Raw genomic sequence first — 16,301 nt, forward strand, 5'->3', positions numbered from 1 at the left:
TTCGGCCTTTGCTTAGGCACCGCTCTGCGGGCGTACTAGTGATCCGTTTTAGCATGAACGGCTATTCACACTTGAACGTATTTTGAACTCAAACTTTGAACTTATAAAGAAACGAGGTTGTTGCAATGTCGAGCGCCAAAAAACCTATGGTACTGGTGATTCTAGACGGTTACGGTTACCGCGAAGAAACCCAAGATAACGCGATTCTTAACGCTAAACGTCCTGTGATGGATCGTTTGTGGAAAGAGTATCCGCACACCCTGATTTCTGCTTCCGGCTTAGACGTGGGTCTACCTGACGGTCAAATGGGTAACTCAGAAGTGGGTCACGTAAACTTAGGCGCAGGCCGCATCGTATACCAAGACCTGACTCGTCTGGATAAAGAAATCAAAGATGGCGATTTCTTCGCTAACGAAGTGTTGGTTGGCGCTGTTGATAAAGCCGTATCTCTGGGCAAAGCAGTCCACATCATGGGCTTGATGTCTCCAGGCGGCGTTCACAGTCACGAAGAACATATTCTCGCTATGGTTGAACTGGCCGCTAAGCGCGGTGCAGAAAAAATCTACCTGCATGCATTCCTAGACGGACGTGACACTCCGCCGCGCAGTGCTGAAAATACACTGAAACGATTCACCGAGAAATTTGCCGAATTGGGTAAAGGCCGTATTGCTTCTCTGATTGGCCGCTACTATGCCATGGATCGCGATAACCGTTGGGATCGCGTGCAGTTAGCCTACGACCTGTTGACCGAAGCTAAAGGCGAATTCACCGCTGAAAACGCTGTGGCTGGCCTTGAAGCCGCTTACGCTCGCGATGAAAATGACGAGTTTGTTAAACCAACCGTGATTAAAGCCGCTGGTGAACCAGATGCCATCATGGAAGACGGCGATGCGCTGATCTTCATGAACTTCCGCGCTGACCGTGCTCGCCAAATCACTCGCACCTTTGTTAACGCCGACTTTGACGGTTTCAAACGCAACAAAGTAGTTAACTTCAGCAACTTCGTGATGCTGACTGAGTACGCTGCTGACATCAAAGCTGCATGTGCTTACCCACCATCATCACTGGAAAACACTTTCGGCGAATGGCTGATGAAGCATGACAAAACCCAGCTGCGTATTTCCGAAACTGAAAAATATGCTCACGTAACGTTCTTCTATAACGGTGGCGTTGAAGAACCGTTTAAAGGCGAAGACCGCATCCTGATCAACTCACCAAAAGTTGCCACCTACGACCTACAGCCGGAGATGAGCTCTGCTGAGTTGACCGAAAAACTGGTCGCTGCAATCAACAGCGGTAAATACGATGCGATCATCTGTAACTACCCTAACGGTGACATGGTTGGCCACACGGGTATTTATGATGCAGCCGTTAAAGCCGTTGAGACACTGGATCATTGCGTCGGTCAGGTTGTGGAAGCCGTACAAAACGTAGGTGGTCAGTTGCTAATCACCGCAGACCACGGTAACGCCGAGCTGATGCGCGATCAGGTTACTGGTGCAGCTTATACCGCTCATACCAACCTGCCAGTACCACTTATCTATGTTGGAAAACCGGCTAAAGCCGTTGAAGGCGGTAAATTGTCTGACATCGCAGCAACCATGTTAACGATGATGGACATGGAAGTGCCTAAAGAGATGACTGGTAAGCCGCTGTTCATCGTGGAATAATCGATCCCCATGAGGGGAAAAGACCAATTTCACGAATCAAAGGTAGCCTTAGCGCTCAAAACGGGTAAAAACATCGGTGATAAGCAAACGTGTTTGTCACCGTTACCCACAGCGCTTCGCATGCTGCCAATACTATGTGCCAGTTTCATTTACGCTGGCGCATGGTTTTCTTCGTTCCCCGCGATTGCCGCTGACGATAATAAACAGCAGCTAAAATCTATTCAGCAAGACATTGCTGAAAAAGAAAAAGCCGTAAAACAACAGCAGCAACAACGCAGTTCACTGCAAGATCAACTCAAAGCCCAAGAAAAAATCATCGCTCAGGCGAGTCGATCCCTGCGAGAAACACAGTCTGAACTGGCGGCGTTAAGTGCCAATGTCACCAAACTAACCGCATCAATTAAAAAGCTTCAGTCGCAAGAGAATAAGCATCTACAACTGCTTGAGCATCAACTCGATATGGCTTTCCGCCTAGGGAAACATACCGGCATTCAAGTATTGCTGAGTGGTGAAGAAAGCCAGCGCAGTGAGCGTATCTTGGCTTACTTTGGCTATCTCAATGAAGCACGCCAGAAGAACATTGATAAGCTAAACCAAACTCGCACAGAGTTAGCCAGTGAAAAGAAAGCGCTAGAAGCAGCACAGAACCAGCAAAAAGCGATTCTCATCACTCAGCAGCAAGCTCAACAACAGCTTGAATCTGCCCGCATTCAGCGACAAAAAACACTGTCATCGTTGGAAAGCGCTCTGGCGAAAGACCAGCAACAGCTCTCTGAAATGAAAGCGAACGAATCGCGCCTGCGCGATCAGATTGCAAAAGCCGAACGTGAGGCTAAGGCTCGAGCCGAGCGAGAGGCTCGTGAAGCCGCCAAACTTCAGGCTCAAATGAAGGCTAAAGAAGAACAGGCGAAGAAAAAAGGCACCACCTATAAATACAAACCAACGGAAAGTGAGCGTTCGTTAATCGCCCGTACCGGGGGTTTAGGCCGTGGCAACGGTCAGGCTCTGTGGCCAGTTCGCGGTCGTACTATTCACAGTTTCGGCGAAACACTGCAAGGTGAGCTGCGCTGGAAAGGGATGGTTATTGCTGCATCCGAGGGTAGCGAAGTCAAAGCTATCGCAGATGGTCGCGTACTGCTGGCCGATTGGCTACAAGGTTATGGCCTAGTCGTCGTCGTTGAGCACGGTAAAGGCGATATGAGCCTGTATGGCTATAACCAAAGCGCGCTGGTTAACGTAGGTGCTCAAGTGCGCGCTGGTCAGCCAATTGCATTGGTTGGTAACAGCGGTGGCCAAGGCCAACCTGCTCTTTATTTCGAAATTCGCCGTCAAGGACAAGCCGTTAACCCACTACCATGGCTTGGACGTTAGACCCGCGATTCGCCATTCACCCCGCAGTTACCGCTCCTGCATTAACAAGGGAAAACACATTGCGATTTTTCAATGCTGTCACCTCCGCACTTTTCATTTTCATCTGTAGCGCGGCCTCTGCCTACGCGGGAAAACTGGCGATTGTCATCGATGACTTTGGCTATCGACCGCAAGAAGAAAACAAAATTCTGCAAATGCCTTTAGCGATCTCGGTGGCGGTATTACCCACCGCGCCACATGCGCGTGAAATGGCCACCAAAGCACATGCGCAAGGGCGGGAAATTTTAATCCATCTGCCAATGGCACCTATCAGTAAGCAACCATTAGAAAAAGACACATTGCAACCCTCAATGAGCGAAGCTGAAATCCAGCGCATTATTCATCAGGCCGTAAATTCTGTGCCGTATGCCGTCGGGATGAACAATCATATGGGCAGCTTGATGACCTCGAATCTACAGGGCATGCAGAAAGTGATGCGCACCCTTGAGCAGTATCACTTTCTCTATTTTCTCGACAGCATGACTATCGGCAATAGCCAAGTCACGAACGCATCGGCGGGAACCGGCATCAAAGTGATTAAACGTAGAGTCTTTCTAGATGATTCTCAGAATGAGGCATCCATTCGCCAGCAGTTTAATCGCGCAATTCAAATCGCCCGTAAAAACGGCTCAGCCATAGCGATCGGTCATCCACATCCATCAACGGTGCGGGTATTGCAACAAATGCTGCCGTCGCTACCTGCAGATATCGTATTAGTTCGCCCAAGTTCTCTGTTAAACGGCGCTTCTGTACCGGACAAGAACCCAACGCCAACGCAGCAAAAACCGCGTAATCCGTTCCGTGGCGTGAAACAGTGCATAACCAAAAAAGCACCTGAAAAAGTGTATGCTACCGCGATGTTTGATGCGATTAGTTCCAGCTTGGCAAATTCAGCGCCGATAAAATTTATACAGGATCGCTGGCAATACTGGCACTAACGGCGTCAGTACCAAATTAATTCATAATCCGGCATACTATGAGATTGCGGATTATGAATTAATTGCTAAACCAAAATGAATATAAAGAAATCTTATTTACTCTTTGGGAAAGAGTATTTATTGCTAATTATTAGCGTAATAATCTTCAGCGTAATTAATATACTCATGGCGCCAAATATTCACATGTCTTACCGCATTGTGACTTTTACGCTGTCGTTATTATTTTTAAAAGCCATCCGTTCGTCCCCACTGCGTTTGATACTGGCCATACCATTTTTATTTCTGTGCTCTGCAGATATTAGCCTTAGTCTCTACTCGTGGTTTACATTCAAAACGCCATTTAATGACGGTTTTGCAGTCAGTACGTTAGAAAGCAACCCAAGTGAAATGATCGCCATGCTGGGCGTGTATCTGCGGTTTGTGATTGTGTGTTTGGCATTGCTCGTTCTCTTTATCTTTGCAGTCAGACCCATTCCTGGAAAAATACCGTCCAAGAAAATAACAGGGACGCTTATTCTCATTATTTGCCTGATCGCGTTAGTTTCCTCACTAAAATTCGTTAAAAAGCGTCCCGTCAATGAAGGAGCGATCTCAGAGCTTAAAGTCGCCGCCCGATTCACAACTTATATGCCATTCTTTAATATCAGCTATTTCCTTACCGCAATGCAGGAGAGCCAGATTTTAAAGAATATTAGCGGCGCCACACCTCATTACACTCTGACCGTAAAAGATACCGGCATAGATACCTATGTTTTGATCATTGGTGAATCAGAACGAGCCAGAAACATGAGTATCTATGGCTATAAAAAACCGACTACCCCACAGCTCGAATCACAGAAACCCTATTTAAAACTGTTTACTCAAGCAATTAGCGGAGTGCCTTTTACATCGGTTGCTGTACCGATGGCGCTTAGCGCAGACAATATCCATAACCATGACCTGAAGAATTATGCCGACAACGTCATTAATCTAGCCAATCAGGCGGGTTTTCACACCACTTGGTTAAGTGCACAGACAGCCTTCGGCAACTATGGCTCCTCTGTGGCTGGTATCGCCATGAATGCTAAAGATAAATTGTATATCAAAGGCTATGACAAAGAGCTGATACCACATCTAAAAACAGCATTAGCTAAGCCGGGCCACGATAAAAAACTCATTATTCTGCATCTCTATGGTAGCCATGAACCAGCATGTGCTAGATATCCGTCGGATGAAGCGATTTTTGATAAAAACGGCGATATAGATGCTTGCTACGACAATTCCGTTCGATATACCGATAGCTTATTTGGTGAAATATTTAGCTTATTAAAGCGGAAAAACGCTTCCGTATTCTATTTCTCAGACCACGCTTTAGAGAGAGATCCTAAGCAAAGCGCCCCTTACTTCCACGGCGGTATAACTCCCAGCCAAGAGGCCTATCATGTTCCTATGTTTATCTGGTATAGCCCAGTATTGGAGCCACGTTACCAGCAGGAGATTGGACAGGTAGATTCCGTATATTCGACCAGTTATAACGATGCCGCAATCGCAACTTGGCTAGGTATTACCGATGCTAGCAGGGGAATATTTTCAAACGTTAACGATGTCGTTAACAAGTTTAAAAATGATTCAACCGTGCTCGATAACCTTTACCAAAAACTGGATTATCACTCTCTGCGCAAAACTGCGCAGGAGCCGCTGCCTGAGTCGTCCAGATAGTAAAAAAGCCCCGACTGAGGGGCTTTCTATTGATTGTCGCTACCCACAAGAGTGGCGTTGTCATGCCGGAAATTAATCCCAGCTTAAAACAACCTTACCTGACTGCCCCGAACGCATGGCGTCAAAGCCTTTTTGGAAATCATCAATCCCAAAACGATGAGTGATAATTGGGCTGAGATCCAAGCCTGATTGCAGCAATGCAGCCATCTTGTACCACGTTTCAAACATCTCACGACCATAGATGCCTTTGATAAACAAACCCTTAAAAATCACCTGATTCCAGTCAATTGCCATATCGGAAGGAGGGATCCCCAGCATGGCAATTTTACCACCGTGATTCATGGTGCTCAGCATCGCGCGGAATGCCGGTGGAGCACCGGACATTTCCAAACCAACGTCGAAACCTTCGGTCATGCCAAGCTCACTCATCACATCAGTCAAATTTTCTTTGCTGACATTCACCGCGCGGGTAACGCCCATTTTACGTGCCAGCTCCAAGCGGTATTCATTCACGTCGGTAATCACGACGTTACGCGCGCCAACGTGTTTGCAGACCGCCGCCGCCATAATACCGATCGGGCCAGCGCCTGAAACCAGCACATCTTCGCCAACCAAATCAAAAGAAAGCGCGGTATGAACAGCATTGCCAAACGGGTCAAAAATCGCCGCTAACTCATCAGAAATATTGTCTGGGATCTTGAACGCGTTAAATGCAGGAATAACGAGGTATTCGGCAAATGCGCCGGTGCGGTTAACACCTACACCCGTGGTGTTACGGCATAGATGCGTTCGCCCACCGCGACAGTTACGGCAATGTCCACAGGTAATATGGCCTTCACCAGAAACTCGTTCACCGATCTTGTAGCCTTTCACTTCCTGTCCAATGGCAACAATTTCACCGACGTATTCATGCCCAACAACCATGGGAACTGGGATCGTTTTTTGCGACCACTCATCCCAATTGTAGATATGAACATCCGTGCCACAAATCGCCGTTTTACGGATTTTAATCATGATGTCGTTGTGCCCAAGCTCTGGCTTAGGTACGTCGGTCATCCAAATACCTTCTTCGGCCTTCAGTTTTGACAATGCTTTCATGATGATGAATTCCTTACGCAATCACACCCAGTTGCTTGCCAATACGAATAAAGGCAGCCACAGCGCGCTCAATTTGTTCTGGAGTATGATCGGCAGACATTTGGGTACGAATGCGTGCCTGACCTTTCGGAACCACAGGGAAGAAGAATCCAGTCACATAGATCCCTTCTTTTAACAGCTCATTGGCAAACTCTTGCGCCAACTTTGCGTCACCCAGCATAACTGGGATAATCGCGTGATCCGCACCAGCCAGAGTGAAACCAGCAGCGCTCATTTTTTCACGGAATAAACGAGCGTTACTCCACAGGCGATTACGCAGCTCATCACCATCAGCCAGTAACTCAAGCACCTTGATTGAGGCTGCTACAATCGCTGGAGCCAAAGAGTTTGAGAACAGATAAGGGCGCGAACGCTGGCGCAACCATTCAATAACCTCTTTACGACCGGCGGTATAGCCACCAGACGCGCCACCGAGAGCTTTACCTAAAGTCCCAGTGATAATGTCAACGCGACCCATTACTTCGCAATATTCATGAGTGCCACGACCATTTTCACCTACAAAGCCGACGGCATGGGAATCATCAACCATAACCAACGCGCCGTATTCATCAGCTAAATCACACACTGACTTCAAGTCCGCGATAACGCCATCCATGGAGAACACACCATCGGTAGCGATCAGGATATGACGTGCTCCATCGGCCTTAGCCATCTCCAACTGCGCCCGCAGTTCGGTCATATCATTATTGGCATAACGATAACGTTTAGCTTTGCATAAGCGGACACCATCAATGATAGACGCATGATTTAGCGCATCCGAAATAATCGCATCTTCTGAGCCCAACAGCGTTTCGAATAAACCACCGTTAGCATCGAAACAAGAAGAATATAAAATCGAGTCTTCCATACCAAGAAACTCAGCTAAACGCTGTTCTAGCTGTTTATGGCTGTCTTGAGTTCCACAAATAAAGCGCACCGATGCCATGCCAAACCCATGGGAATCCATGCCTTTTTTCGCAGCTTCAATAAGTGCAGGGTGATTTGCCAAGCCTAAGTAATTGTTTGCACAGAAATTGATGACATGACGACCATCGGCTACCGCAATATCAGCCTGCTGAGCTGAAGTGATAATACGTTCATTTTTGTACAGACCTTCGGCACGGGTCGTTTCTAATTGCTGAGTCAGCTGCTGGTAAAAATCCGCAGACATGGTGTTATCTCCTGGATGGGCTAGTTCGTGAAACATATTACTGTTTTGTTGCAAATGAAACGAGTTTGTAACTCACAGAATGTGAAAAATGCAGCATATATCACGCTGCTGTAAGATACCGGGAAATAATTAGTTTCAGATATCAATTTAGTCGTCATACGCCCAGCATGAGAGTATTAGTCTTAATACTGAGGTTTTTGATTCAGATTCATACCCTATACGCTGAATGCTTAGGCATGAAATGCTATTATGACGTTATATAACGTGGGGCGTTGTGCGCCACTGTTCCGTTTATTTAAAGGTAAATCTCATGATTATTGTAACCGGCGGCGCTGGAATGATTGGCAGCAACATCGTTAAGGCACTGAATAATATCGGCTATAGCGATATTCTCGTGGTTGATAACCTTAAAGATGGCACCAAATTCGTTAATCTGGTCGATTTGGAAATCACCGACTACATGGATAAAGAAGATTTTATCGCAAGCGTTGTCGCTGGCGATGATTTCGGCGATATCGATGCGGTTTTCCATGAAGGCGCATGCTCATCCACAACAGAATGGGATGGCAAGTACATGATGGATAACAACTATCAGTACTCTAAAGAGCTTTTACATTTCTGTCTGGAACGCCAAATTCCATTCCTGTATGCCTCTTCTGCAGCCACCTACGGTTTAACCGAGCAATTCACTGAAGAACGTGAATTTGAAGGCCCGTTAAACGTCTATGGTTACTCTAAATTCCTGTTTGATCAGTATGTACGTCAGATTCTTCCGCAGGCAGAATCACAAATTTGTGGCTTCCGTTACTTCAACGTTTATGGCCCACGCGAAGGCCATAAAGGCAGCATGGCAAGCGTTGCTTTCCACCTGAATAATCAAATCAACAACGGCGAAGATCCAAAACTATTTGAAGGCAGCGATGGTTTTAAACGTGACTTCATCTACGTAGGCGACGTTGCCGATGTCAACCTATGGTTCTGGCAGAAAGGTATCTCCGGTATCTTCAACTGCGGTACTGGCCGTGCCGAATCCTTCCAAGCCGTTGCCGATGCCGTCGTTGCATATCATCAGAAAGGCAGCATTAGCTACATTCCTTTCCCAGATAAACTGAAAGGTCGCTATCAGGGCTTCACCAAAGCCGACACGACTAAACTGCGCGCTGCTGGCTACGATAAGCCATTCAAAACCGTCGCAGAAGGCGTGAGTGAATATCTTGCATGGCTGAATAAAAAAGCCTAAATACGCGACTTAACAGTAAGGAATGAAGCACGGTATGAAAATACTGGTTATCGGACCTTCATGGGTAGGCGACATGATGATGTCGCAGAGCTTATATCGAACCCTGAAGGCCGAGCATCCTGATGCTAAAATCGACGTGATGGCACCCAACTGGTGCCGTCCATTATTAGCGCGTATGCCTGAAGTTAATGAAGCTATTGCCATGCCTCTAGGACACGGAGCTTTAGCTCTGGGCGAGCGCTATCGTTTGGGGAAAAGCCTACGCGATAGCAACTATGATCGCGCCTATGTGCTGCCAAATTCATTTAAGTCGGCTCTGGTTCCCTTCTTTGCCCGCATTCCCGTCAGAACGGGATGGAAAGGCGAAATGCGCTATGGATTGCTGACTGATGTACGTCAGCTAGACAAAGCCGCATTCCCGCTGATGGTTGAGCGCTACGTTGCGTTAGCCTACCCATCACAGCAGATAAAATCAGCCAAAGATTTGCCTCAGCCTTTGTTGTGGCCTGCGCTCAGCGTAGCCGACGAAGAGATTGCTGAAACCGCTGCGGCATTTAATCTGACAGACCATCGCCCAATCATTGGATTTTGTCCTGGAGCCGAGTTTGGCCCAGCCAAACGTTGGCCGCATTACCACTATGCCGCGTTGGCTCAAAAGCTTATCGACCAGGGATATCAGATCGCGCTCTTTGGCTCAGCCAAAGATCATGAGGCCGGTGAAGAAATTTGCCACGCTCTAACAGAAGACGCTCGTGAATACTGCTTGAATGTTGCAGGGCAAACTAATTTAGATCAGGCAGTTATCTTAATCGCAGCGTGCCAAGCTATCGTTACCAATGATTCTGGTCTAATGCACGTCGCGGCTGCGCTTAACAAACCACTGGTTGCGCTTTATGGTCCAAGCAGCCCAGACTTCACACCGCCGCTATCTGATAAAGCCAAAGTGATCCGCTTGATTACAGGCTATCTAAAAATCCGCAAAGGTGATGCAAATCAGGGATATCACCAGAGTCTAATCGATATTCAGCCTGATGCTGTTATGCAAGCATTGAACGAGTTATTGCCAAAGGATACCCAGCTGTAATGCATGTCTTGATCGTCAAAACCTCATCAATGGGCGATGTTCTTCACACGCTACCAGCACTGACAGATGCCATGCATGCCATTCCAGATATCAAATTTGATTGGGTGGTCGAAGAAGGATTTGCACAAATACCAAGCTGGCATCCAGCCGTTGATCGCGTCATTCCTGTCGCGATTCGCCGTTGGAGGAAAAACTGGTTTGGTGCCGCAACCCGCCAAGAGCGCTGTGATTTCAAAAGAGAAGTTCAACGCCGTACCTACGATGCCGTTATTGACGCTCAAGGCCTGATTAAAAGCGCAGCGCTAATTACACGTATCGCGAAAGGCCCGCGTCACGGACAAGATTGCCAAAGTGCCAGAGAACCTTTTGCTAGCTGGTTTTTTAATCATCGCTACAATATCAGCAAAAAAATGCACGCGGTTGAACGAACCCGCGAGCTGTTTGCCGTCAGTCTAGGTTATACAAAACCACAAAGCAGAGGGAATTACGCTATTGCCCAACGTTTTCTTGAGCATCTGCCAGCAGATCATGGCAGTTATCTGGTTTTCTTACATGCAACCACACGTGACGATAAACACTGGCCAGAAGAGCACTGGCGTGAGCTGATTGCTTTAGTCGAGCCTACAGGCATCAAGATCAAACTTCCTTGGGGAGCAGAACACGAGCACCAACGAGCCCTGCGTCTCGCAGAAGGTTTTGGACATGTGGAAGTTTTACCACGGCTATCGCTTGAACAGGTGGCTGAGGTACTCGCGGGGGCAAAAGCAGTGGTATCGGTAGATACAGGTTTGAGCCATTTAGCCGCCGCGCTTGATCGACCAAATATAACGCTATACGGCCCAACCGATCCTGGGCTTATTGGTGGGTATGGTGAAAATCAGGTGGCGTGTTGTTCGCAGGACAAATCGCTGGCTAATCTAGCAGCTAGTACCGTATTTAGCTCTTTGGCTAAAAATTTATAAGAACAATTTTGTTGTTGGAGCACATATGAGTTTAGCGCTACCACTCCAGAGACGCGATCTCGATTGGCAGTCTATTTGGAATAGAACAATTGTATTTTTGTTTATCACTACATATTTTTTTGATGGCATAAGCCGATACAAACATATGATCAGTGCCGCCATATATATCACGGGGCTGGTTTATATTATCCAACAACGCAAAAAAATATTTAGCATTCTGAAGAACAATCTTTTTCTGTCATTAGCTATTTTTACTGTAGCGATGATATATGCCATAACAATATCCGTTGAGCCATCGCTAAGCTTAAAACGTGCGTCTAATAGTATTTTCGAAAAGCTATTTTTAGTCTCCATTATGATCGCAATGGTTCTCCACCGAGAAGATAACAAAAAAATAGCGCATATGCTGGTGCTCGCTCTTGCTACAACGCTAGTCATTTTGACAGGCACAGAGCTGCATCAGTATATTGAAGAGTATAAAGTAGGGATCATTCCATTCACGAGTTTCGAACATCGTCGAATCTCAGATACATTAATTTTTATATTCCCCGCAATACTCACCCTATGGACAATTCCAGGGGCAAAATATAAAACGATCTTCTTCGTGCTAGCAGCTATCTTCGCCATTCTGATGCTGGGCACTCTGCAACGAGGAACTTGGCTTTCATTACTCGTTCCAGCGCTCATCTGGGCCATAGCAAAACGCGAATGGAAGCTACCTTTACTTGCAGCTCTGGTTATTGGTGTAGGGCTATTTACTGTCCACCAAAAAGATCCACAGCAGGTGAAAACCCTATTCCATAAGCTACAGCAAACCGACAGCAGTGGTCGCTACGAAAACGGTACACAAGGTGCAGCGCTTGATCTCATCCTTGAAAACACGATAAAAGGTTATGGATTTGGTAACGATCTTTACCATCACGTCTACAACAAGCGCTCCCCAAGCTATCCTGACTGGCGCTTTAAAGAGTCTATTGGGCCACATAACCTAACGCTCTCTATTTGGTTTGCTGGCGGCGTTATCGGAGTCGCGGCACTTTATTACTTATTAGTATCAGCACTCGTTTCGAGCATAAAAGGATACCGTGAAAATAACGGTCCAGCACAAGATGCGTTTCTCATCCTGACACTTATATTGATTGGGGACTTTATCGTTAGAGGCGCTTTCGAAACGGTAAGAATTGAGAATATTGCCGTTATCATCGGCATTCTTCTCGCCTTACACGCAAAAAAATACTACGTAGAGAATTAATATAAAAAATGGCCCTGTAGGGCCATTTTTTAATTCCGCATTGAGAGCATGTTCTCTATAGCGCACTTTATTTTATCATCCGGAATGTCTTCAACATTACGTGTATCTGACAATATTTGGATTGCATACTCACTATTCGGCCCCCATGTCGAGGGCTGTGAGTTTATCTGAGTCTTCGACATCGGATAAAAAGCAACGATTGGCTTATTAAAGGCTGTTGCCGCATGCACTATAGATGTATCAACGGAAACTATGTAATCGACTTGCTTTACCAAAGATGTGGCGTGTATATAACGAGTAAAAGGCGTTTTTTCAACACCATCTATCTCTATATGCTTAATCTCAGATTCAAGACCCGAGATTATGATTACAGGGTTTTCGATTTTCTGCTTAATGATATCTACAATTGCATTAATTTTCGCAGTGCTAAACTTTCGGGTTTTGAGAGCACCAAATGGATTTAGCAACACCGTTGTTCTTCCACTAAAGCGCTCTAGATACTGCCTTACAATCGCATCGGCATCTTTTGGAATAGGTAAGTCATATGACATATCCACCTCATCGAGATCAATATTCGGCTTTAGCAACCTCAGTATTGATTTAGTCCTTTCAGAAGTATGGCGATTTAATGATAGATCCTCAGGCAGACTGATATCATATGTCTTATACTTACCCGCTTTATTAAAACCTAATATGTGCTTGGGATTGATAACCTGCATCATCATAATGCTACGATAGCTATGTACTTCGTTGAGAGGATCTATAACTAAATCATACTTCTTCTTTCTCAACTTAAGAGCTAGAGAAAACATATTAAAGAATTTCTCTTTACATACGAAGATGTGCTTAATATTTTTATTTTCTTTTATTAATTCAGCACATACTGCACCTGTAACAACTGAAACCTCAAGCCCTAACCGATGACACTCACGAAAAAGTGGAGTGAAAATGATCATATCTCCAAGCTTATTATTATCTCTCATGATTAATATATTTTTTATTTCACTCGTTTCAAAATTACGTTTTTTAAAACGAAAAAATAAAACCATCATCATGAAGATTTTAAAGTCTTTAATAAAAGCTTTCTTTCTTCTGTGAAAGGAACCTAATTTCACTGATGATACTCCGATAAAATTTCTTGATAAAACAGCTAAAGCTGATTAATTATTCACGTCTAAATACGGTATAATTTTGTAATCAATGGCCGTATTGTTTGATAAATTATATATGTTGATATCTTTAACGTTATCTTTCATAAAAATAAAGAATGGGATAATTTTACCTAGATCTCTGCTAAGCTCTGACGGCATAGACGGCTCACCATTCTTATCATAAAAGCGAGAACACGAATCAACCAAGTCCAAGCCAGAACAAATGATCTTAGTGTAACGCAAACTATAGGCAATCTGGATGGCTGCATAGGCCACGGTATGACAAGAGCAATATCCATCGCTAATGTCTAAGCTGAATCCAACCAATCTTCTTCTTTTAGATACTGGTACGTCAATTAAAATATTTTTATTTCTCATTGACAAAATTTTAAATCGTATCTTTTTTAAGAAACCGCCTTTCTCTCTTTTATAAAGCATCTTCATGATGAAGCAATTTTCTTGTAAAAATCGCTTATCTTCCAAGCTAGCTTTTTCAAATACATCACAATTGACTATAGTATATTGGCTGTTCTTAACGAAAAACTTGAAGTCATCATTTTTTTGGATTAAGAATCGGTCATCTGTTAAAACATAAATAAATGGTTTAATATCATTCTCAATCAAATAACGAGCTGATCCATTCACCGAAATAACATCTGATTCTTTTAACAATGAAATTGGTGTATTAACCGAGGTCGGCCCTGAAAGAAAAATAACAGTACTATCATGTTTCCTCTCATTAATAAGAGAGTCTACATCCTGTCTTGTAATATATTTGAAATCACTCATAGGGTTAACTCAGACTTTACGTTTTTTTAAACCCAGAAACATTTTCACCTTGGCTTTTATAGCTTTTATTTTTTGGCGTAAATTATTTCTATAAACAACAGAGAAATAGGCAAAATCATTAACCGTATTGCGGATATTAAGATGCCTTTCCATATCAATTCTGTCTTTTGCTTTTCGCTTTGCATTGCATGCTTTCCCAGACAGGTCAATAATTCTAACGCCATCTTGAGATAAGATAAAATTCCCTTTGTGAGGATCGCCTGAGACCATATTATGCTGATGCAGTTCGATCATCTTAGACTGAATTTCAGTACGGATATTCTCATCAAAATCCTGAACATCAGAAAGCTCAACGCCATCGACAAACTCAATTAACATGATAAATACGCTAGCATAATTAAATATTTTCTTCTCTGCTAGCAGATAAAAATCATTAGGGAATGTCACCCCCTCATTTCTTACTCTATCCGTTTGAAGTAATAGATTAAGATAATAGTCGCCCTTCACAAAAGATTTAAAAAAACGCTCAGTTTTTTTTTCTTTTGGTGCAAAGACTTTAAATACAAATTTACCGTGAGGGGTATTAATCAGTGATACCTTTGTATCTTCAATACTGCGGAATACTTTGATGACATCAAGATTGTTATTGAGAAAATCTCTGAAAATATTTTCATAAATTTCATTGTTGTCTTTAATGTAGACTTTGAAATTTTTAATGTTTTTACTAACTATCATGAAAAAATCCGAATGTTAATATTATTCTTTATCCAAGCATTTTCTTTATGAAATACATAAAGTAAAAGTAGATGCCCTCAAAGGATTTATGCTGGTTAAACTTATGTTTTGCGCAATAGCGAAATTGACTGCTACTCTTCGGCTTCATCAGCGGCACGGTATCCCACGGGGAGCGTTTCTTAGCTTGATAAAAAGGGGTTGCACTGGGGTATTGAGCCCACTCGTGCCAAGGCTTTGTCGGGCCAATGTAATGGATAAATACTGTGCTTTCCGTTATTGGATTTTCACAGTTCTTTTTAAGCTCATAATTTAAGCTGAACTGTGTGTTATATATCTTATCTAAAAACAATACACGGCCAGCCAAAACCATATTGAGAACATCCTGATCATAATAGGTTAGCTTACTTCTAATATTCTGATCGTTGAGTGATTTCATTGCTAACGTGCTGACATCCAGCCTTTTCCATTCAGGTACATTAATCACTAATACGCCTGTGTTGAAGTACCCATTAGCAATCTGACGGTCCCCTAATGTTTCAGCACGCTGGCGCCACCAACTCTCGTCACGCTCAGTCACCCCTGCAGCAACGACCCCGTCCAGAGAAAGAGTGCTAAGATCACGTATTGAGCCATTACACACGACATCAGAATCAACATAGACAATGCGTTCTAGTTTATCGCTAAAGTAATCTGCAATAATAAATCTGAAATAGATGGCATATGTCCAAAGTTTGTTCTCAGGCAATGACTTGAGATTCGCTGCATTGACTAAGTAAATTGAGATGTTCGTTTTATATTGTTCTGATAAAGCTTTAAATTTCGTCCGATCGTCCTCAGTAAATGAGTCCGTAAAAACATGAAAACTAAAATCTAAATCTTTATTTTCTATTAGTATGGACGTGATTGATACTGCACAACCGAATAGAAAATTCTTATCTGTTCCATATGCAATATTTAGGCTATGACTGTTATCACATCCATTGTTTCCCGAGTACGTTATGACTTCTTTTATGTACTGTTCTTCATTGAAAAACATGGTTTCTCACCTATCCTATCAATACACT

At 44.1% G+C, this 16,301-nt stretch carries 14 protein-coding genes; 8 read left to right on the forward strand and 6 right to left on the reverse strand.

What is annotated here, in order from left to right; all coding sequences use genetic code 11:
* Positions 1-125 precede the first annotated feature (125 nt).
* From gpmM to M988_RS20295, 4 genes are all read left to right on the forward strand, one after another.
* The gene (gene gpmM / locus M988_RS20280) at positions 126-1,670 is read left to right on the forward strand and encodes a 2,3-bisphosphoglycerate-independent phosphoglycerate mutase (protein ID WP_004094166.1); all 1,545 of its coding nucleotides are present in this window, start codon (positions 126-128) and stop codon (positions 1,668-1,670) included.
* A 9-nt stretch (positions 1,671-1,679) separates the two neighbouring features.
* Positions 1,680-3,041, forward strand: coding sequence for a murein hydrolase activator EnvC (envC, locus tag M988_RS20285; RefSeq protein ID WP_008815781.1), 1,362 nt, complete (start codon positions 1,680-1,682; stop codon positions 3,039-3,041).
* Positions 3,026-4,018, forward strand: coding sequence for a divergent polysaccharide deacetylase family protein (locus M988_RS20290; protein WP_226228526.1), 993 nt, complete (start codon positions 3,026-3,028; stop codon positions 4,016-4,018). Before envC ends, M988_RS20290 begins: the two co-directional genes overlap by 16 nt.
* 183 nt (positions 4,019-4,201) lie before the next feature.
* A complete protein-coding gene (locus tag M988_RS20295; protein ID WP_248846527.1) occupies positions 4,202-5,716 on the forward strand; it encodes a phosphoethanolamine transferase in 1,515 nt (504 codons plus the stop codon).
* Between the two features lie 72 nt (positions 5,717-5,788).
* Here M988_RS20295 and tdh read toward each other — a convergent pair whose 3' ends face one another.
* Together tdh and kbl are read right to left on the reverse strand one after the other, a co-directional pair.
* Positions 5,789-6,814 (reverse strand): L-threonine 3-dehydrogenase, encoded by a 1,026-nt coding sequence (gene tdh, locus M988_RS20300; RefSeq protein ID WP_008815778.1) that lies wholly within the window; start codon positions 6,812-6,814, stop codon positions 5,789-5,791.
* Between the two features lie 13 nt (positions 6,815-6,827).
* On the reverse strand, positions 6,828-8,024 hold the full coding sequence (gene kbl, locus M988_RS20305) for a glycine C-acetyltransferase (RefSeq protein ID WP_064575504.1): 1,197 nt from the start codon (positions 8,022-8,024) through the stop codon (positions 6,828-6,830).
* Between the two features lie 310 nt (positions 8,025-8,334).
* On the opposite strand from kbl, the gene rfaD reads away from it, so the two are divergent.
* From rfaD to rfaL, 4 genes are read left to right on the forward strand one after another with little or no spacing between them, the layout of a single operon-like run.
* A complete protein-coding gene (gene rfaD, locus M988_RS20310; protein WP_004094139.1) occupies positions 8,335-9,264 on the forward strand; it encodes an ADP-glyceromanno-heptose 6-epimerase in 930 nt (309 codons plus the stop codon).
* Positions 9,265-9,298: 34 nt separating this feature from the next.
* On the forward strand, positions 9,299-10,348 hold the full coding sequence (gene rfaF, locus M988_RS20315; protein WP_008815776.1) for an ADP-heptose--LPS heptosyltransferase RfaF: 1,050 nt from the start codon (positions 9,299-9,301) through the stop codon (positions 10,346-10,348).
* Positions 10,348-11,310, forward strand: a complete 963-nt coding sequence (gene rfaC, locus M988_RS20320; protein WP_004094134.1) for a lipopolysaccharide heptosyltransferase RfaC — start codon at positions 10,348-10,350, stop codon at positions 11,308-11,310. The genes rfaF and rfaC overlap by 1 nt, the downstream gene beginning before the upstream one ends.
* A 25-nt stretch (positions 11,311-11,335) precedes the next feature.
* Complete coding sequence (gene rfaL, locus M988_RS20325; RefSeq protein WP_064575506.1) at positions 11,336-12,562, forward strand: O-antigen ligase RfaL; 1,227 nt, start codon at positions 11,336-11,338, stop codon at positions 12,560-12,562.
* Between the two features lie 29 nt (positions 12,563-12,591).
* On the opposite strand, the gene M988_RS20330 is transcribed toward rfaL, so the two are convergent.
* From M988_RS20330 to waaO, 4 genes are read right to left on the reverse strand one after another with little or no spacing between them, the layout of a single operon-like run.
* Complete coding sequence (locus tag M988_RS20330) at positions 12,592-13,677, reverse strand: glycosyltransferase family 9 protein (RefSeq protein ID WP_020303928.1); 1,086 nt, start codon at positions 13,675-13,677, stop codon at positions 12,592-12,594.
* 45 nt (positions 13,678-13,722) lie between these two features.
* The gene (gene waaZ / locus M988_RS20335) at positions 13,723-14,502 is read right to left on the reverse strand and encodes a 3-deoxy-D-manno-oct-2-ulosonate III transferase WaaZ (RefSeq protein ID WP_064575509.1); all 780 of its coding nucleotides are present in this window, start codon (positions 14,500-14,502) and stop codon (positions 13,723-13,725) included.
* Positions 14,503-14,511: 9 nt separating this feature from the next.
* Positions 14,512-15,237, reverse strand: a complete 726-nt coding sequence (gene rfaY, locus M988_RS20340) for a lipopolysaccharide core heptose(II) kinase RfaY (RefSeq protein ID WP_064575511.1) — start codon at positions 15,235-15,237, stop codon at positions 14,512-14,514.
* Between the two features lie 28 nt (positions 15,238-15,265).
* Positions 15,266-16,273, reverse strand: coding sequence for a lipopolysaccharide 3-alpha-galactosyltransferase (waaO, locus tag M988_RS20345; protein ID WP_008815771.1), 1,008 nt, complete (start codon positions 16,271-16,273; stop codon positions 15,266-15,268).
* Between the last annotated feature and the right edge of the window lie 28 nt (positions 16,274-16,301).

Origin of the sequence: Hafnia paralvei ATCC 29927 (assembly GCF_001655005.1) — a bacterium.
GTDB classification, from domain to species: domain Bacteria; phylum Pseudomonadota; class Gammaproteobacteria; order Enterobacterales; family Enterobacteriaceae; genus Hafnia; species Hafnia paralvei.